Origin of the sequence: Streptosporangium sp. NPDC006930, assembly GCF_040635605.1 — a bacterium.
Lineage (GTDB): Bacteria > Actinomycetota > Actinomycetes > Streptosporangiales > Streptosporangiaceae > Streptosporangium.
On sequence record NZ_JBEYID010000020.1, the window covers coordinates 129,501 to 149,568 of the forward strand.

The following is a 20,068-nucleotide window of genomic DNA, read 5'->3' on the forward strand; positions in this document are numbered from 1 at the left end:
GCGCAGCGGGTGGCCCATGGGGACAAGGAGACGGACATGGCGGTCGACACTGGCGTTCGGAGATCACTCGACCGGATGCCGCCGCTGCCGGTCGCCGGCCAGGTGGTCAACGTGCGCGGGTCGATGTGGGCAGTGACCTCCGTCCAGCAACAGGGACTGCCCCGCAGCCCCGCTGATGAGGGGACGGCAGGTCTCACGCACGTCGTGGGCCTCCAATCGCTGGAAGAGGACCGACTCGGCGAAGAACTCGCGGTCGTCTGGGAGCTAGAGGTCGGCCACACGGTCGCCCCTGACCAAGGTCTCCCTGAGAAGATCAGCCTGGATGCCTTCGACGACCCCAACACCCTGGCCGCATTCGTGGACGCGGTCCGGTGGGGCGCGGTCACCTCGGCCGACGCCAACTCCTACCAGGCGCCCTTCCGCAGCGGCGCCAACGTCGAGGCCTACCAGCTCGAACCGCTCCGCCGTGCCCTGCAGTCGGCCCGCACCAACCTACTCCTCGCTGACGACGTCGGCCTCGGCAAAACGATCGAGGCCGGTCTGGTGGTCCAGGAGTTGCTGCTGCGCCACCGGGCCCGCTCGGTCATCATCGTCTGCCCGCCGAGTCTGGCCCTAAAGTGGCAAGACGAGATGCGGGAGAAGTTCGGCCTGGACTTCGTCATCGTCAACAGCGACCTGATGGCCCACGTCAAACGTACCCACGGTCTGCACGCCAACCCATTCCGGCTCTTCCCCCGCGTCATCGTCAGCATGGCTTGGCTTCCGTCCCTGCGCGCGCAACGACTCCTGCGCGACCTGTTCGCCAATGTGCGGGACCCGGGTACAACACGGCAGTTCGCCTTCGACGTTCTCATCGTGGACGAAGCCCACCATGTCGCCCCAGCCGGTCCCACCGCAGTGACCGGTGGCCGGGGGTACGCGGTGGACAGTCAGCGGACTCTCGCCACCAAGGCCCTGGCCGAAAAGTGCGAGCACCGCCTTTTCCTCTCGGCAACCCCGCACAACGGCTACCCGGAGTCCTTCACAGCCCTCCTGGAGATGATCGACGGCCGCCGGTTCACCCGCGGCGCGAACCTGGACGAACGGGCACTGCGTGAGGTCACTGTCCGCCGGCTCAAGACCGATCTGAAGGACAAGGCCTTTAAACGCCGCCAGCTCAAGAAGATGCCCTTCACCCCGGGTGAAGAGGAACAGCGGCACTTCGCGCTGCTGGACGACATCCTCACCAAGAGCGCCCGAGCCAACGGTAAAGGCCGCTCCGGCGACATCGTCGCCATGCTGCTGAAGAAGCGTTTTATCTCCAGCCCCTGGTCATTCGCCCTAACCCTGGAGCAGTACGAGAGCTCTGGCGCCACCGGCCGCCCGCTCAACCTGGACGAGGACGACGACTCCTACTACCAGGAAGTGCTAGGCAGCGGGCAGTCTGACGAGGAAGAGGGACGGATCGAGCAGCCCGAGTTCACCACGCTCCGCCGGAGCAAGGGCTCCGACCCGCTGATCGCGGCGAGTGCCGGAGAGATCGAGAGCCTGATCGAGTGGGGTCAGCGCTATGAGCACCGGCCCGACTCCCGACTCGAAGCCCTGCTTACTTTTCTGGACGGTATCTGTCGTCCCGCTGGCACATGGAGCAATGAGCGGGTGGTGGTCTTCACTGAGTACGCGGCCACCCTGGAGTGGATCGCGCGGGTCCTCACTCAGCGCGGCTACAAGGACGTCCTGGAGATCATCCAAGGGTCCACACCCGCCGAGGAGCGGGAGCTGATCCGCGCGCGCTTCACCGCGCCCCCGACTCCAGAACACAAGGTCCGGGTCCTGCTCGCTACCGACTCTGCGGGCGAAGGCATCGACCTGCAGGACCATTGCCACCGGCTGGTCAACTTCGACATCCCGTTCAACCCCTCCCGGCTGGAGCAGCGCATCGGCCGGATCGACCGGTACGGTCAGCACCACGCACCGGAGATCTACCAATTCGCCCCGACAGCGGACTCCACCACCTATGCCGCTGACATGGACTTCATGCGGCGGATCGCGGAGAAGATCGGCAACGTCGCCCATGACCTCGGCTCGGTCAATCAGGTCATCGACGCTGAGATCCAGAATCACTTCAGCCCGACCGGCGCCTCGCGGAAGAAGCGGCAGGTCGCCCCGGATGACGGTAACGCCATCATCAACCGGGCCCTGGCCGGCGGCATGGAGCTGAACCGGCAGCTCACCCAGCTGTCTAGCACCTATGAGGAGCGCAAGGAGGAGATGCACCTGACTGCGGCCAATTCCCGCCGGGTCGTCGACGCCGCTTTCGCGATCACCGCGCAGCCACCCCTGAAGGAAATCGGCGACGTCGATACCGACGCGCAGGTCTTCCAGGTCCCCAGCCTTGGTCGGGCTTGGCAGCCCGCGCTCCGTGGCCTGGACACCCGGCTGAAGCCGGGCGAGCTCCGCCCGATTACCTTTGACGACCAGGCCGCGAAGGAACGTTCCGATCTCGTCCACATCCACCTTGGCCACGCCCTCATGCAGCGGTCTGCTCGGGTCCTGCGCAGCACTCTGTTCAGCGTCGACTCGCCCGTCCACCGCGTGACCGCGGTCATCGTGGATGACCTGGAGCAGTCCTGCGTGGCGGCGGTCTCCCGGCTCGTTCTGGTCGGCCGCGGCGGGCTGCGCCTGCACGAGGAGGTCTTCCTCACTGGTATCCGGGTCCGCGGCCAGGCTCTGTCTGAGGAGAAGGTTGAGAACGTCCTCGACGGGGCTTTGGATGTCGAGAACCTCACACTCGCTGACGAGCCGGTCCGCGCCATCCTCACGGAGATCTGGAACGCCGACGAAGGACACCTGCGCTCCCGGTTGCTGCGGGCGATGGAACGTAAGGCCGAGTCCCGGCAGGTGAAGGTCACCGAGGCGCTCCAGTCCCGCCGTGACGCCGACGTCTCCCGGGTTCGCGAAATCTTCGCCGCCTTCCGCGTCAACCTGCATGAATCCCGAGACCGGCTCGCAGCCGAGATCCGCCGCCAGGATGAGGACCAGCTCTTCACCGACGACCAGCAGCGCCAGCGCCGCATCGACCTGCGGGCCATGGAGGACCGGCTGGCCGGCCTGGATGATGAGGAGCGGCGCGAGATCACCTCGATCGAGGACCGCTACGCCGACATCAAACCGCACGTATCGGCCGCCGCCATCGTGTTCGCCCTCACCCCGCAGGACGCCGAGGCCGGAAGGATCCACGCATGAGGCGCAAGCACGTCCCCACCACGGCCGACCTGCACCGGTCCTGGCTGGAGCTGGTCGACGCCGACGGCCCGTTCCTGGCGGTGCCGCCCCTCAAGCGGGTCTGGCCGCAGGGCATCCCACAGCCGAGCCCGGACGCCCTGGCCGCGCTCAAGGACGCCAAACCCGCCTTCGAGAAGGCGTGGGAGAACTGGGACCGCAACCGGGACGACGCCTCACTCGACCTGTATCGGAGAGAGCGGGGCTCCTGGGTAGAGACCGTCCTACGTGATGTGCTGGGCTGGGGTGACACATACCTCGCCGGACCGACCGGGCCTGAGGTCCGCTCCCCTGACCACACGATCACCATCCGGGCCACAGGAGCACTCGTCCACGGGGAGGTAACCGGGGCGCTCGTCCTGGTCGTCGACCCAGTCGACTTCCTCCGCGACCCCATGGGCGACGGCTGGGCGACCAGCCCCATCGACCGAATGGAGGAGCTGCTCCGTACGGCAGGCGTGCCGATCGGCGTTGTGACCGACGGTCGGTGGTGGGCAATCACCAGCGCCCGCGAGAAGACCATGCTCGCCTCCGGCATCGTCGACGCCCACGACTGGATCAGTCAGCCCGAGGTCCGCAACGCCTTCATCGAGCTTCTCCAGCGGCGCCGTCTGCTTGCGGGTAAGCCAGAGGACCGGCTGAGCGAACTGTTCGGCGAGTCCGTCGCCGCAGCCGAGGAGATCACGGAGGCGCTGGGCACGCAGGTACGGCGAGCCGTCGAGCTCCTTGTGCAAGCGATGTCCGAGGCGGCACTTGACGCCAAGCGTTGCGGCGTCCCCGATCCGCTGCCCGCCAAGCGCGCCGATGTCTACGAGGCGGCCGTCACCGTCATGATGCGGGTCGTCTTCCTCCTCTTCGCTGAGGAGCGTGGCCTGCTCCCGCAGAGCCGCCTTTTCACGATGGGTTACGGTATTAGCGACGAACTGGATATCCTCGATGCCCGGGCCCGCGACGAAGGCACCGAGCCTCTCGACGCCACCCACTTGGCGTGGCATCGGCTGCTGGCCACCGGGCAGGCGCTCTACCAAGGCGCGTCCTTCGAGGACCTGCGCCTGCCTGCCTACGGTGGATCTCTCTTCGACCCCAAGCGCTATTCCTTCCTCACCAAGCGCACTGAGCAGGGACCCCTCGCGATCACGGTCAGCGACCGGGTCATGCTGGAGGTGCTGCGCGCCGTCCAGATCGCGCACATCAAGGGCCAGCCCGCGCGGCGGATCTCGTTCCGGGACATCGACGTCGAGCAGATCGGCTACATCTACGAGGGCCTGCTCGGCTATTCCTGCGAAGAAGCGGCCGAGACCACGGTCGGCTTGATCGGCAGCCCGGGTGAGGAGCCGGAGATCTCGCTGGCCGTCCTGGAGTCGCTCGCCGCGGCCAAGACGACCGACACCGCCCTGGCCGACGCTCTCCTGGCTTGGATCAAGGAGAACCAGCCCGCCGCCAAGCCGCCCACCAAGGCCGCTTTGGCCAAGGCGATTCGTACCGGCGACCAGGTCGAGGACGCCGAGAACGCGCTGCGCGACCTCACCAAGGATGAGGCCCTGCGCGAACGGCTCCGCCCGTTCATCGGCCTCATCCGCCGCGACCTGCGCAACCGGCCGTTCGTCGTCCAGCCAGGCGGCATGCTCGTCATCGAGACCCCATCACGAGCCTCGGCAGGCGCGCACTACACCCCGCGCGCCCTTGCCGAGGACGTGGTGAAGTACGCCCTGGAGCCGCTGGTCTTTGAGCCGGGACCGCACCAGACCGCCGACCAGGACCAGTGGCGTCCGGTCTCCTCCGACCGGATCCTCGACCTGAAGGTCGCCGATATCGCCTGCGGTTCCGGCGCGTTCCTCGTCGCCGCCGCACGCTACCTGGCCAAGCACCTGATTGAGGCCTGGCAACGTGAGAGCGTCGCATACGGCTCGCCACATGAGTTGCAGACTCACGCGATCCGCACAGTCGTCGCGACCTGTCTGTACGGCGCGGACATCAACGCGATGGCTGTGGAGATGTGCAAGCTCTCGCTCTGGCTCGTTTCGCTCAACCCGAAGCTGCCGTTTTCCTTCGTCGACGACAAGATCCTGCACGGCAACTCGCTGCTCGGCTTGACCGATGTCCGTCAGCTCAAGCTCCTTCACATCGACCCTGACGCCGCCAACAAGCAGATGTCACTGCTGGGCATCAACGTCGACGACGTGCTCGCCCAAGCAAGCCGACTCCGTCGCCAGCTCGCCACAGAGGTCAACGACGCCGACCCCCAACGCTCTGCAACGACGAAACAGCGGCTGTGGGACAACTATAAAAAGCTGGTCACCGACCTTACCGATATCGCCGACGGTGTCGTGGCGGCCGGACTACGGTGGGGCGGTAAGCCGGGCAAGCAACTCCGCGAGGCATACGAGAACCTGCGCATCGCGGTCGAACAGGCCTCTCCCGGCGACCCCAACGACAGCGGCGCCCTCTTCGCGGCAGCCGGTGAAAAGCCGGACCGCGGCATGCTCAACACGATCATTAAGACTGGGCTCACTCCGACCGTCCTGACCGACTACGAGTGCTGGAAGCCCCTCCACTGGGTCCTAGCCGTGCCCGACGTGATGGAACGCGGCGGCTTCCACGCCATCATCGGTAATCCGCCGTTCCTCGGCGGGCAGAAGCTCACCGGCGCCATGGGCACCAACATCCGCGATTGGTTCGTCAACGTGCTCGCGAGTGGCACTAAAGGCAGCGCAGACCTGGTCGGCTATTTCTTGCTGCGGGCCATGTCGCTGCTAACCCCACGCGGGAATCTCGGTCTCATCGCCACCAATACCGTCGCTCAAGGTGACACTCGACAGGTCGGTCTCGATCGGATGGTCGCCGACGGGTTCACCATCACCCGGTCAATACAGAGCCGGTCCTGGCCGTCGGCCAACGCTAACCTTGAGTATGCCGCCGTATGGGGCACTCGTGAACGGGTCCCGGCGAATGTGGCGCGCGTCTCGGACGACATCGTGGCGACACAAATCTCGACACTCTTGGAACCCGCCGGACGCGTCGACGGTAATCCCGTCCAGCTCGCGGAGAACGCCGGAATCGCGTTCCAGGGCTGCATAGTCCTCGGCATGGGTTTTGTACTGGAACCTGACGAGGCAACCGCCTGGATCGAGGTTGACCAAAAGAACGCCGAAGTGCTGTTCCCTTATCTCGGCGGCGAGGATCTGAATTCTCGCCCCGACATGTCACCGTCACGGTGGGTTATCGATTTCTACGACCGCAGTGAGATCACAGCTCAGCTGTATCCTTTGCCATACGCTCGCCTGCTTGAGCGAGTGAAAGGTGAACGTCAAAAGGTAAACCGCAAAGCTCTGCGAGATAGATGGTGGCAATACGCGGAGAAGCGTCCGGGAATGCGGAAGGCCATCAAGAAGCTCGACGAGGTGCTCGTCATCGCACGGGTGAGCAAGACGGTGATGCCGCAGCGAATCCAGGCGGGGGTGGTTACAAGCGAACAGATCGTGGTTTTCGCGACGGATTCGTACGCGGATCAAGCGGTGCTCTCGTCTAGCCTGCACCAGACCTGGGCGATCAAATATGGATCCGGAATGCGGAACGATCCCCGCTACACTCCCTCTGATGTATTTGAGACTTTCCCCCGCCCGGAGACGACTGATCATCTCATCGAGGCAAGCCGCATTTTGGACACCGAGCGGCGAGAGATCATGCTACGGCGCAACTTCGGGCTGACGAAGCTCTACAACGCGGTCAACGACCCAGACATCGCCAATGCCGCCGACCGAGATGCGGCCCGAATGCGGGAGATCCATGTCGAGCTCGATCAGGCCGTGATGGACGCCTACGGCTGGAGCGATCTACCGCTGGGCCATGGGTTCCACACCTACCGGCAGATGACGCGGTGGACGGTCGATCCCGCCGCTCGCGTGGAGATCCTCGATAGGCTACTGGCAGAAAATCTACGCCGGGCCGCACTGGAGGCTGAGAATCCCCCGCTGGCCGAGAGTAACGACGAGGGGGACTACGACCAGTGAATACTCCCCAGCTCCCGCATGCCGAGCAGAAGACCTTCCGGCTGGCTCATGAGCCTGACGGCAGGCCTTGGACGGTCCGGGAGAACCTGGTTGACATCCTGGAGCGGGAAATTCTCGGCCCTGCGGGCGGGCCCGAGGAGATCCTGGACGGTGTCCCGGACTCGGCCTATCTGATCGGCCGGATCGCTCCCGTCAAGCTACTCAAAGGCGCGGACGATCCTCAGGACGCCGACTCTGGCGAGACCGGGACCGATGTGGGGAGCGCGCTGGACGCTGAGGAGAGCCGAGGCGTGCCGGTGACCGCTGTGGACGACAGCAGCACCGGGTCGGAAGATGACGACGTCGATGATCAGCCGCAGCAGCGCGGGCTGATGATTCCGGCGTCGATGGGGTTGCGCTGTCAGGTCCCGTTCGACTTGGAGGCGTTCACAGTAACGACCTCATGGGGCGTCTACGAGCCGATCAAGAACGCGGAAGACGACAAGAGCAACCTCCGCCGCTTCAAGCGGACCCCTATCGAGATCACGAACGTCATCAAGGTCGACGATCTCGATCCGAAGCAGACGACAACGATCGCCCTCAAAGACAAAGTGGTCCTCCGGATCGATCGGTATGACGATCACGAGGAAGGCCGCCGCCTTATCGAGATCGCCCTCTGCAACGACAAGGTGACGCCGCGCAAGATTCCGGTGAACGCCTGGCTCTACCAGACCCAGATTTCCGTTCACGCGGACGGCGCCGAGGTCTTCCTACCGGTCCGCGACGTGCTGACCGACACCAGGCCCGAGCCGGACGACGAGCTCCGGAGGCTCAATCTGCAATACCGCAACCGGCTCGAATTCGCCGTGGGCCGTACCTGCTCGGTGGACTGGAAGGTCGCGAAAGGGACCAGACGGGCCAGCAAAGTCTGGACGACCTGGCTGCCTGCCTGCGAGACCCCGCAGGTCACCGCCGAGGAGGTCGGCGACGCCCTGCTAAGTATGGAGGACTTGGCCATAGCCGGCGTTGACAAGCTGCGTGCCGGACTCGAACCCATTGTCCGGGAATACGCTGATTGGCTGGATCGGGAGCAGCGCCGTACCGAAACCTATCTCCCGGAGCACCTGCGCGATGAGGCGCTGGATGCGGTCAGCGAAGCGCGAAAGGTTCAGCGCCAGCTCGACGATGGCCTTGAGCACCTGCTCTCCGACGCTGAGGCGTTGCGCTGCTTCCGGTTTATGAACCAGGTCATGGCCGATCAGCGCATCCAGTCCCAGGTGGCCGCGGAGCGTGCGGCGAACCCGAAGCTCAGCATTGAGAGCGCCCGCGAAGCTGTACGAGCCCGAGAGAAGTACGCACACTGGCGTACCTTCCAGCTCGCTTTCATCCTCATGCAGCTCCCTCTGCTGACCGACCCGGCGGCAGAGCGGCGTTCGGGTGACCTGGCCAAGGCGCAACTGCTGTTTTTCCCGACCGGTGGTGGCAAGACCGAGGCATACCTGGGCCTGGCCGCTTACACATTCGCGGTGCGCAGGCGGCAGGGACTGCTCGTCACCCTGGACGGGCAACTGGACGGGAGCGCGGGGACCGCAGTGCTCATGCGGTACACGCTCCGGCTGCTGACCGCCCAGCAGTTCCAGCGGGCGACTGCACTGATGTGCGCCGCAGAGATGGCCCGTGCCAAAGCCCCCTCCACCTGGGGCCACGAGCCGTTCCGGATCGGCCTGTGGGTAGGGACCGACGTCAGCCCCAAACGCTTCGACGAGGCCGAATACCAGCTAAAGAAGGCCAACGAGGGCCACGGCTACCGGCTCACCGTGCTGCAAATCCAGCGCTGTCCTTGGTGCGGCAGCAAGATCAACGCACAGAACGTACGGGCCAACGCGGCCACCCGCCGGGTCTACGTGTTCTGCGGGGACGACCTGTCCGGCTGCCCGTTCGCCGAGGGTGGCGAGATGGGCGACGGGCTACCAGTACTCACTGTTGATGAGGAGATTTACCGGCTGGCTCCGGCCTTCGTGATCGCCACAGTCGACAAATTCGCCCGGCTGGCCCGCGAGGGCGAGGCCGCATCCCTCTTCGGCTATGTTTCGCGCCGCTGTGACCGGCACGGTTTCGTCCACCCCGACTACCCGCACTGCGACATCAAGGACGGCAATAAGCACCCAAAGAAGGGCGGGCTCTCAGCCGCCTCAGTCCGGCCGGCGCCCCGGCTGCGGCCACCGGATCTGATCATTCAGGATGAGCTCCACCTCATCACCGGGGCGCTCGGCACGACGGTGGGCCTGTTCGAGGTGGCCATCGATGTTCTCATGAGCTGGCGGACTCCGGATGGGCGTGCCGTGCGGCCGCTAGTCGTGGCCTCGACGGCTACTGCTCGGAACGCCCCGGAGCAGGTCCGTGCCCTGTATGGGCGGGATGTCACGATCTTTCCGCCGCAGGTGCTAGACGCAGGTGACACATTCTTCTCCAAGGAAGCGGAGATCTCCGAGAAGCACCCTGGCCGCCGCTACGTGGGGTTGAGCACCACCGGGATCCGGCTGACCACGGCGGAAATCCGAGTGGCCGAAGTGCTGATGGCCGCCGGACAGCTGCTTCTGGACCGGTCCGGTGAGGCGGCCGACCCGTACATGACGCTGGTCGGATACTTCAGCGCCACCCGAGAACTGGCCGGCATGGCCCGCTACATGGGCGACGACGTACAGACCGCGCTGGCCAAGGGGCGACCGTGGTCGCTGTTGCCACGCCGTACTGGGACGAACTTCGGGGCCCTGCATATCGCCGAGCTAACCGCCCGGGTGGCCAGCTCGAACATCACCTCGACTCTGGACCAGATGGCGCTGACCTTCAACCCGGTCTTTGATTCAACCGCCGGAAAACGTGAACTGCGGCAGCTCCGAGAAGCGGGCAAGCCGACCCCGAAACGGGAGCTTGCGCCCTTCGACGCGGTGCTGGCGACCTCGATGCTCCAGGTCGGGGTGGACGTGACCCGGCTGGGGCTGATGATGGTGGTCGGCCAGCCGAAGAATACCGCTGAGTACATCCAGGCGTCTTCGCGTGTCGGCCGGGACCCGAAGCGTCCGGGGCTGGTGGTCACCCTAGGCAACTGGGCCCGCCCCCGCGACCTGGCGCACTACGAGCAGTTCCGCCACTATCACGAGACCTTCTACGCGCAGGTCGAGGCTCTGTCGGTCACGCCGTTCTCGATCACCTCGATGGAGCGCGGGCTAGACGGCGTACTGGTGAGCGCTGCACGCGTCCTCCAAGCGCCGCAGCCGTCCGGGCTGTCCCCCGAGGACGGCGCGGGCCGCATCGAGAGCCACCGGGATTTCGTGGACAACGTGATCGACACTTTGATCTCCCGCATTCAGCTGGCAGGTGGCGAGGACCGGGCGGAGCTAGCCAGGAACCGGCTGAGCAACCGTCTCTCCCAGTGGATCGATCGCCGGAAGTATCTGGCCGACCTGCGCAAAACGCTGGTCTATGAGCGGGTCTTCGACGATGCCCGGCACGGGCCACTGATGATCAGCGCGGAGAACACCCAGTCGGTCACCGATAGCCGGGACGCTGCGCCGTTCGTGGTGGCCAACTCGATGCGCGAGGTTCAGCCGGAGATCAACCTGCTCGTCAGCCCGATTAAGGAGAACCTGTTCTACATTCCGCCGCTAGATGCGCCGCAATGGGACATGCCCGGAGGCAGCGATGACGACTAACACCTCCTTCATCTACGACGCTGCCTCTGCGGTCGATCCGCTCGGCGACGCCGAGCGGGAGAACGAGAAGGGGGTCAAGCACAACCGGGCCAAGGTCGGCTCGGGGCGACCCTCCTCGCTGATCTACACCTATGGGCCAGGCTCGATCATGGACTTGCCGCAGTTCACGATTATGCCGACCGGGTTGGACGACTGGGATCGGATCTGGAAACGGCGGGATGGCATCCCAGAGATCCGCGCTCCGCGGCTGCGCGAGGTGGTGCGCATGCTGCTGCGTTCTCCCAATGTGCAACTCCGGCCTTTTCCATGGCAGCCGAAGAAGCTCAGTATGTCCAACGAGGGCAACGACCTCGGAGTGCCAGCCCGCGTTTTCCCGCAGTGGCTGCGGTGCACCGGCTGTGACATGCTAGCGCCGCTAGCCTCCTTCGCCTACACCAACACCCACCCCTACCGGGCCGACCTGGCCTGCTTCGAACACGCCAGGTGCACCGGCCGGATGAGCGACAAGAGCCGCCGGGCAACGCGGCGGTCTGCCGTACCGGCCCGTTATTTGCTCGCGTGCGTGGACGGGCACCTGGATGAATTCCCCTACGACCTGTGGGTACATCGCGGCAAGCCGTGCGCCGAGGCGGAGTTCCCCGCGCTAAAGATGATCGACCGGACGGCGGGACGGGGTGCCACCGCGACCATCCGGTGTGCCTCCTGCGGGCTGAGCCGTCCCATGAACCAGGCTCAGGGCGATCAGGGCGCGTTGAACCTGCCGAAGTGCCGCGGACGCCACCCGCATCTAGATGCTTTCCAGCCGGGCGGCTGCCGTAATGAGGCACGCCTGCTTCTCGTCGGTGCCTCCAACTTGTGGTTTCCCGCCACACAGTCAATCATCGTCATGCCGGAATCCCAGGAAGAGCAGGAAGGCGATCTCGCCGACCGGATCCGTATCGCTCTCGGCGACAAGCTCCTGAAATATCGCAACAACCTTGATATTCTCCGCGATCTGCTCGACGGAAAGGTCAACGTCACCGATCTCAACGACGACACGCTCGCGCAGGTCGTCACCCTAGCCGCGGAACCGCCCGCCACTACCGAGCAGCAGGAAGAGCGGCTTCGGACCTGGGACCCGGTAGACCTACTCGTCCCTGAGTGGCGCTACCTCCAGAAGGACCCGCTTGGAGCGCGCCATGAGGACCCTGTCAGCGGCCTGACGCTCTCCAAACGAGACCTCGCCCCCGAGGTGCGGCCTGAGATCACCCGTGTCCTCGCCATCGAACGACTCCGCAAGGTCAACGCCCTCGTCGGCTTCACTCGGATCGATGCCATGGATCGCGTTGGCGACTTGCCCCGCCGGCTTGTCCCACTCACCCGCGCTCCCCGCCCGGAATGGACCGTCGCCACCGAAGACCGCGGTGAAGGCATCTTCCTCCAACTCGACGAAGCCGCCATCGCCAGCTGGGAGGAGCAGATCTACAAGACCGCCGAGTGGGCAGCACATGGGGAAGCCCATCGCCGGAACTTCTACCGCCGCTTCTCCGAAACTGCGGAGAACATCGATCCGGACACCCGGTTGAAACCGCCGCGATATTGGCTGGTCCATACCCTAGCCCACGTCCTCATTCGCGAGCTGGCCCTCACCTGTGGCTACTCGGCTGCCAGCCTCAGCGAGCGGCTATATGCCTGGCCGGAAGCCGAAGGTCGCGCCGCTGCCGCTGGCTTGCTGATCTGCACAACGGCGTCCGACAGCGATGGAACCCTCGGCGGCCTGGTCCAGTTGAGCGAACCGGCCCGGCTCGCTCGCGTCGTCCGCGACGCACTGTTCCGGGCCACCCGGTGCTCCTCCGACCCAATCTGCGCCACGCGCACTCCCCAGGACCCGGAGGACTTCCTGCACGGAGCCGCCTGCCACTGCTGCGTGATGGCATCGGAGACCTCCTGTGAACGGGCCAACCGCTTCCTCGACCGTAGGTTCCTCGTGAACTTGCGGGGAAGCGACCTTGGCTTCTTCGGCCGTGGGGACTGACAATGGCGCGGCGCGGAACTTGGGACAGAAGCTCACCGCCACCGAGGCCAAGGGCATCGCCGACCGGCTGAACGATGGCGACACCATGACCGCCGCACTCCGTGTGCTCCCACAGGCCCACCGCGCTGAGATCCGGGCTCTTCTGCAGCGGATCGGTCCGGATTCGGCGGTAGCTGCGCTACGGGCCATCGAGGGCGCCCGGTCAGCAGCCACCAGCGTCGCCCCGGTGTGGACTATGCCTGGTCACTTGGCCCAGTCGGGACCGCTCACCAGCTCGGCCACCCACTTGGTGGATGGCGCCCGGCAGTCCGTTACCTGTTCGACCTTCAACTTCCAGCGCTCTTCCGGACTGTGGGAAGCACTCCACCGGGCGGCTCAGCGGCCCGAGATCAGCCTGCTGGTCTATCTCGATACCCAGGCAGCCGACCAGTGGCCCCGCCGGGGGCCGACAACAGCCCAGGTTGCTGCCCACCTGCGGCCTGGGCTCGTGTTCAGGAGCAAGGAGTTCGACGGCGGCTATATACGCAACCACGCCAAATTCATCATCGTCGACCATCGGTTCCTGCTCACGACCAGCGCTAACTTCTCTTGGAGCGCCGAATACTCCAACATCGAGTTCGGCGTCCTCATCGACAACCGGAACCTCGCCGAAAGCGTGGAACGCGAACTGCTCCGAGCGGAGGAGTTCGCCTTCGAACGGATTCCCTTACCGTAATTACTACGTCTCGCAGTCAAGATTAAGGCGAATGACTCACCGCGGCTACATGAGAAATGTTGCATTTGTAATGATCGGCGCTAAGGCCTCGACCCAAAGGGCACATTAAGGATCACCTTCCGCTATTATAGGAAGGTAAGCTTGCAACTCTCACCGGCCGCTACGCCGCTCACCCCAAGGGCACCTTTTATGCCATCGCGCAAGATATAACTCACCACGTGGAGGACACTGCGCCGGAGCATTGGTTAACTAAGACCATCCCTTTGCGCGAATTCAGCGAAAACACGTCGGGCTGGTTCTCGACGATGGACCAGCCCAGGCTGCGCGGGGATGGCCACAGGTCACGGAGCACACCCGTCGGGATGCGATTGTACTCCCTGTGAGCTCAGGAGGAAAGAATAGTGCCCCCTAATCCTCGGCTCGCTATAGCACTCCTGCAACACCAGGTGGCACGGGAAGTACACCCCGCTCTGTCAGGTTAGCGGGCGTAATAAGCGGTCCATCGCAGATGGCGGTAAGCAAGTCTCGCTGTGCGGGTTCTTCGCGAACCAGAAGTCCCAGGACATTGAGAAGCTCAAGCAATTCGGTTGTCCATTCCGGTGCCCAACGGGGAGAGACCTCGTAGTCGAGTGGCAGGCGTGTCCTACCTGCGGGCTCTTTCTTGCGGTAGCCGTACCACTTGTCCAAGACGTTCATGCCGGACACCTCGTAGTACCGCACTTCTGGGGGTACGGGGCCTACCTTGCCCGCGCCGATCCACAGATCTCCCGACTCTGGGTCGTACCGAAGTTTCTCGTTTGGCATGCCTACTGTGGTGTCTGGGATTTCCTCGTAGCACCAGGGTCGGTCTTCCACAGGCAGTCGCGGACAGCCGGCTGGCCGACCGACGGTCGGGTCAACGTACCGTTCCCCATAGGTGTGCAGCCATACGATGCGCCTGCCCAGTTCAACGGCGCGGTTCCATAACGCCGGTTCGGCCGTCAAGGGGATACGCGCTCCGGGGATCTCCAAATCGTCCCGGAAGCGCTCGCTGTAGGCGGGGTGAGCCGCGACAGCAGCGATGTAAGCCAGCAAATCCTCGGATTGCACCGGGAGCTGGAGCATCTGCGATAAGTAGCCAAGCAGGCCAGGAGTTATGTTTGGCGTAGTGGCCTCCGCATCACGGTAGAGGGGGCGCGTACATCCACTGCGGAGATTGTAGTAGTCCATGTCGGGAATGAGCGCCGTAAAGACCAGGCCAGGGCCGCCCGTGACGGCATGGGCATTCTGCTCAACGGCGTAGATCTGGCGAGGGCCACGAACCCTCCACAGATCAGAACGACCAACCGCCATCAGACGGTTGTCAGGGATAATCCATTGGCGGTCAAAGGAGCGGTATCCTACTCTCACCGGCTCAGGGTGAGAGCGCCATTCTTCGGCAAGCGTCGTCTTACCGTGAGAAGGAATACCCGGCAACGTGTCGACGACGCTGTCCACCGTCCGGTCTCTGGCTTCTCCGAGCATTGCGCGGCGTCCTTCAGTGTCGGCAGTAAGAAAGAGTTGCCAGCGCTTGGACAACGTCGCCTTGTCAGGAGCATAGACCCATTTTCTGCCAGGCGTCACTCCACGTGACGACCAGGGCATCAGGTCCTCAAACCGAAAACTGGACTCCCATACATCGCTACCGGGTGGAAGAAAGGGGGCTTCCCAGTTGGTGACGCAGCGACGCCAGTGCTTATCAGCGAGTTTCAGCGCCGAAAGTCTAGCCAACTTGTGGTTGCGATGGCCTTCGATTTTAAGGTGGTGGACGATGGCGGGTTCGCGCCTGCTTTTGCGAGTACGGACAAAGATGGCGATGCACAGCTCTTGGGCAACCCCCGGGAACAGGCGGGTATTGACCCCAGGTCGCTGTCCTTCAGGGGAGACGTCGATCACCCAGCCTGCATCGGCGGTTTCACGCAGGTAGCGGCGCATGCCGGCGAATCCGCGTCCTTTCAACCATGCCTTCGGGGTGATGAAGGCGACCACGCCGAAAGGTGCATCGTCATGGAGATCGAACACTTTCATAGTCGCCCAACGCCAGAAGTAAACGTAGAGGTTCGACATCTTCGACTCGTACTTGCCGTTTCCTGGTGAGCGGAAGGCCTCCATTGGCGCCACCTCTCCGGACTTGGAATCCCCCTTCTCCACCCACTTGCCGGCGCCACGGGAGACAGCGTCATGTGGAGGGTTGCCGATGACGACCATGACTCGTTCGTTGCGTTTAACGTTGTTGGCCTGGCGCCGGGATTTAGCAATCGGTTGGTACAGGGACGGGAGCCAGTCGAAGTCGTCACGGGGGTTTTCCAGGGTGTCAGTGACGTACATGCGCAAGCCATCGGCGGGGGTGGGGGACTTGTGCTCCTTGAGCGTGGCATGCATGCGTAGTTCCGCAACGGCGTAGGGGCCTGTCTGCATCTCGAATCCGACCAGTCGAGTACTGACCATTTGGCGTAGGCGAGGCCCGACTGATCCGGGGCCTTCATCTGTTTCGATCATTTGAGCCACGCGCTCGAGCACGTTGAGGAGGAACGTTCCAGTTCCCATCGCCGGATCGACGACCACGACCTCGGGTGATGCGAAACCGCCTGTGACGCCGATATGTTTTTTCAGTACTTCGTCCGTGAGCCTAACCATGGCATCGACCACACCGTTCGGCGTGTAGTAGGAGCCGGTTTTCTCACGTAGCTCGTGGTCATAGACTTGGAGAAAGTCTTCGTACAGACGCAGGTAGGCGTCCCCAGACCCGTCGTCGAGAAGTGACCAGTCCACTGGGCCGATGACACGCAAGAGAGTGTGGAGGGTGGTTGATAGCTCTTCGACAGGGTTGTCGGTCAGGATGTCTAGTGCCCGGCCCATGAGGGAGTGCTTCTTGCCGAGCTTGGTAGCAATTCCATGCATGTCGTCGCCTTCGAAGCCGATACCTTCGACACGAGCTAGGAGCATGGCGAAGACGACGGTCTGAGCGTATTGGTCAGCGAACTGTTCGTCGGTTTTCTCGGGGAAAAGGAGACGTCGCCAGTCTTCGGCGAGAACCGTGAATTCCTTCGGGCGTTTACCCAACTTCTCCAAGCTGATCGCGCGTGCGACCTCTTGACGCAGGAGTCGACACAGACCCGCAACGGCCTTAACGAGCTGACCAATGGTGCGTGGCGGCTGGGGCTCCCAAGTGAGGAACTCGTGCAAAAGGCTAGCAAGATCGCTGCCTGCAGGCGCCAGGCGGTCTCCGGCGGATCGCACTGAGCCAGCCATGTGGACAAGATCTCCCACACGCTGCCCGTTGCGGTAGAGACCCCATTCATTACCGTCGGTATACAACACGTTAGGCAAGAGGGCGAGTTTCTGCCATTGAGTAGCGTTACGTCCAGTGAAGGACGTCGGGTCGGCTCCTAGTCCCGGCTTCTTCAGCTCTATATAACCAGTCAGGGCACCGGCTACATCGACGGCGAAGTCGGGCCGAGCATCGAGATCGACGAGAGGGACTTCGCCGGTCAACGTGACCTTCAGGCCAAGGGCCTGGCCGACTGCTCGCGCGAGGTTCTCCAGTGGGCCGCGTAATTGGTCCTCGGGCCACCCGGCGCCTTTGAGCTTCGGCTTCACCTCACGACCAAACGTTGACACTGCGTCACGTACAGCCTGCTCGTAGTCGCCGCCAGAGGGCACGCCGGTCTACCTCCGTCACGGAAAGAAATCAAGGTGCTTGAAAAGCGCTATGCTACGACAAATATGGATCTTGGTCCATATCGGTGCCAGTCAAGTTTGACGGCCGCAGCAATGAGCAACTTCCCATGGACCGCAAGTGCCAGATGATGGCCAGCAGGGAGCGGCCGACGGCGACGATGGCGCGTTTGGTACCGCGTCGGCGGGCGATACGCCGGTACTACATTCGTAGATTCGTTGGAACGGCGGGGCCACGGTTGCGATAGTGGCTGAGTAGCGCTCTGGTCTAGTGAAGGCGCCGGAACCGGGACCATTCCACCCTCACTGCGCAGGACGGCGTGGATGCGCGGAGCTCCATACGTGCCGCGCGAGCGCTGATGAACCTCGGTGATCCGCTCGATCAACGTCACATCGCGGACCTAACGCGGGCCGGGGGTGGCGGTGCGGCGAGCGTAGAAGGCGGCTCGGGAGACCTGTAGCAGCTCATACGCCCGTTTGACGTGGTGGCCGCTCTGCTTTTCCGCCTCGATGAACGGGTGCACGCTCACCAGGTCTCCTTGATGCTCCTATGTCGTCAAGCCGCCGCTGCCAGCATCTGCTACGAAGAGCTCCTTCGCCGGATCAAACACGTCAGTAAGGGCCGATTCGCGCAGCGACTGGCGGAACACGTCGAAGATTCGACAGCCCAGATTCTCAATGTAGTCGCTGCATGTCCGCTGGTTCTTCAGGAGGGTGAGGTGCTTACCCCTGATCGAACGGCTGCACATTTGTTGACTATGGGATCGTATGGCTACCTCCTCGCGGCACTGGACCGCATCTCCTGGCATGTCCGTGGAGGAGGCCTCGACTTGCCCGTTCCTGTTGCGGCAAACGATACCGAACAGGCCATGGCGTGACCGCGAACACTCTCAGCCCTGCACTCGCCGCCGAGCTTGACCGCCTGAACGACGAACAGCGTGATGTGGCACTGCATGTCGGCAACCTTGCTGTGCAGGCCGGCCCAGGATCCGGCAAGACGCGGACGCTCGTGGCCAAGGTGGGCTACCTGCTGGAAGCCCACGTGCCCAGATGGCAGGGCGTCGCGGCCATCACCTTCACACGTCCCGCTGCCCGTGAGATGACCGATCGATTGGCCGTCCTCGGAGTTCAGTCCGGCCGGAGACTGAACTCGGCGACAGTACATGGCTGGTGCTTGAACGCCATCCTGCGCCCGTACGGTCCAATGCTCGGGGTTCCGAGCATTGGACCGGACTCGGTGATCGAGAGCGGGACCACTGAGTGGAACAACATTCTTCAGAGTTGCCTTGACGATCTCCATCTATCGACTACAGATAAGACGATCTTCACTCGTATTCGGAGAACCATTGCCGCAGGCGAAGCGGTGGATGAGAACAACGCGATGGTGAAGGTGGCACGCCGGTTCGACGAAAAGCTGTTGGAGCGAGGCTGGTTCGACTTCGACTCGATGGTCGCCAAGTCCCTGCAGATCCTTCAGTTGAGTCCTCGGGTATCCCATTTAGTGGCTGTTCGATACCCCTGGCTGATAGTGGATGAGTACCAGGACCTGGGTCCTGTCCTGCATCAACTCGTGCTTCACATGCATGACAAGGCGGGCGTCAAGATCGCGGCCTTCGGCGATCCCGATCAGACAATCATGAGCTTCCTTGGTGCAGACCCTCGCTACCTGCGTGAGCTAGCAGCCCGGCCCGATTTTCACGCGGGCACTCTTAGTACCAATTACCGCTGCGGCCAGGCCATCATCGCGGCCAGCCATGTCACGCTCGACGAGAAGCGGGCACATCACGCTGACCCAAACCGGAATGATCCTGGCCTCATCGAACACATCTACGTTGAAGGCGACATTCCCCACCATGCTCACGCCGCGGTGAGGAAGATCCGTGAACTGACGGCGGGGGGCATCCCCGCCCACCGCATCGCGGTGCTCTATCCAAGCAAGGGCCCGATTCTGGACGCCTTGCTGGAAGAGTTCCATATGAACGCCGTGGACTACATCCACGACAAGGACGGGCGTCTCCCCGAAGGAAATCTCGCCGATTTCATCAGGGACTGCGCGGCTCGCGCTGTCTTCGGTCCACAACCCAGTGACTATGATGCGGCCCCGCCGAGGACCATCAACGAACTCATATACGAATACAACCGTCTTCGAGTCGCGGGCGGACTGACCGAGACAGCGCACTATGCCGTGAGCCGGGACCTTGTGGCCGTGGTCAACCGGGTCAACACTGACGAGCCGCTCGCAGGATGGGTGTCCCGCCTATCGAAGGCGCTCGATCTCGAACTTGTTGCTGCGAAGAGCTTGGCTCAGCGCGACAAGCAGGCACTGCAGGCCTTCCACGCCGCGGGGACTGTGCAGGGCATGACGGTGAATGATGCCGCCGGGTTTGTCCGCGTCGGCAAGGTAACGTTGGCGACCTATCACGGGTCGAAGGCTCGGGAGTGGGACGTCGTCATCCTTCCCGGACTCGTGGACAGCCTGATACCCCGCTGCAGTCCGTTTAATGAACCCTCTTCCTCAGAACTCGCGTCGCAAAGACGGATGTTCTACGTCGGATTGACTCGCGCCCGTTATGCAGTAGTCCTTGTGTACGGTGATCACTGGATCAGTCGAAACGGCCGCAGGATGGAGACGGGCGTCTCCAGGTTCGTCGCGGAGATCCTCTCAACCATGTGAGACATC

At 63.6% G+C, this 20,068-nt stretch carries 9 protein-coding genes; 6 read left to right on the forward strand and 3 right to left on the reverse strand.

What is annotated here, in order from left to right:
- The first annotated feature begins 36 nt into the window (after positions 1 to 36).
- From drmD to drmC, 5 genes are read left to right on the forward strand one after another with little or no spacing between them, the layout of a single operon-like run.
- A complete protein-coding gene (gene drmD / locus ABZ664_RS29865) occupies positions 37 to 3,225 on the forward strand; it encodes a DISARM system SNF2-like helicase DrmD (protein ID WP_362516871.1) in 3,189 nt (1,062 codons plus the stop codon).
- The gene (locus ABZ664_RS29870) at positions 3,222 to 7,271 is read left to right on the forward strand and encodes a DNA methyltransferase (protein ID WP_362516874.1); all 4,050 of its coding nucleotides are present in this window, start codon (positions 3,222 to 3,224) and stop codon (positions 7,269 to 7,271) included. The genes drmD and ABZ664_RS29870 overlap by 4 nt, the downstream gene beginning before the upstream one ends.
- On the forward strand, positions 7,268 to 10,963 hold the full coding sequence (drmA, locus tag ABZ664_RS29875) for a DISARM system helicase DrmA (protein WP_362516876.1): 3,696 nt from the start codon (positions 7,268 to 7,270) through the stop codon (positions 10,961 to 10,963). The genes ABZ664_RS29870 and drmA overlap by 4 nt, the downstream gene beginning before the upstream one ends.
- Entirely contained in the window at positions 10,953 to 12,977 is a 2,025-nt protein-coding gene (locus tag ABZ664_RS29880) for a DUF1998 domain-containing protein (RefSeq protein ID WP_362516878.1), read from the forward strand. The genes drmA and ABZ664_RS29880 overlap by 11 nt, the downstream gene beginning before the upstream one ends.
- A gap of 19 nt (positions 12,978 to 12,996) precedes the next feature.
- A complete protein-coding gene (gene drmC, locus ABZ664_RS29885; protein WP_362516880.1) occupies positions 12,997 to 13,692 on the forward strand; it encodes a DISARM system phospholipase D-like protein DrmC in 696 nt (231 codons plus the stop codon).
- 423 nt (positions 13,693 to 14,115) lie between these two features.
- Here drmC and ABZ664_RS29890 read toward each other — a convergent pair whose 3' ends face one another.
- The 3 genes from ABZ664_RS29890 to ABZ664_RS29900 form a co-directional block, all read right to left on the reverse strand.
- Complete coding sequence (locus ABZ664_RS29890; RefSeq protein ID WP_362516883.1) at positions 14,116 to 17,310, reverse strand: type ISP restriction/modification enzyme; 3,195 nt, start codon at positions 17,308 to 17,310, stop codon at positions 14,116 to 14,118.
- A 110-nt stretch (positions 17,311 to 17,420) separates the two neighbouring features.
- A complete protein-coding gene (locus ABZ664_RS29895; protein ID WP_362516885.1) occupies positions 17,421 to 17,780 on the reverse strand; it encodes a transposase in 360 nt (119 codons plus the stop codon).
- Positions 17,781 to 17,789: 9 nt separating this feature from the next.
- Entirely contained in the window at positions 17,790 to 17,918 is a 129-nt protein-coding gene (locus tag ABZ664_RS29900) for a hypothetical protein (protein WP_362516887.1), read from the reverse strand.
- Between the two features lie 344 nt (positions 17,919 to 18,262).
- Here ABZ664_RS29900 and ABZ664_RS29905 point away from each other — a divergent pair, with 344 nt between their 5' ends.
- A complete protein-coding gene (locus ABZ664_RS29905) occupies positions 18,263 to 20,062 on the forward strand; it encodes an ATP-dependent helicase (RefSeq protein ID WP_362516890.1) in 1,800 nt (599 codons plus the stop codon).
- The last annotated feature ends 6 nt before the right edge of the window (positions 20,063 to 20,068 follow it).

Excerpts from the sequence above, each read along its gene's own strand:
- drmD (WP_362516871.1), top strand. The coding sequence starts at position 37 with ATGGCGGTCGACACTGGCGTTCGGAGATCACTCGACCGGATGCCGCCG.
- ABZ664_RS29870 (WP_362516874.1), top strand. The coding sequence starts at position 3,222 with ATGAGGCGCAAGCACGTCCCCACCACGGCCGACCTGCACCGGTCCTGG.
- ABZ664_RS29880 (WP_362516878.1), top strand. The coding sequence starts at position 10,953 with ATGACGACTAACACCTCCTTCATCTACGACGCTGCCTCTGCGGTCGAT.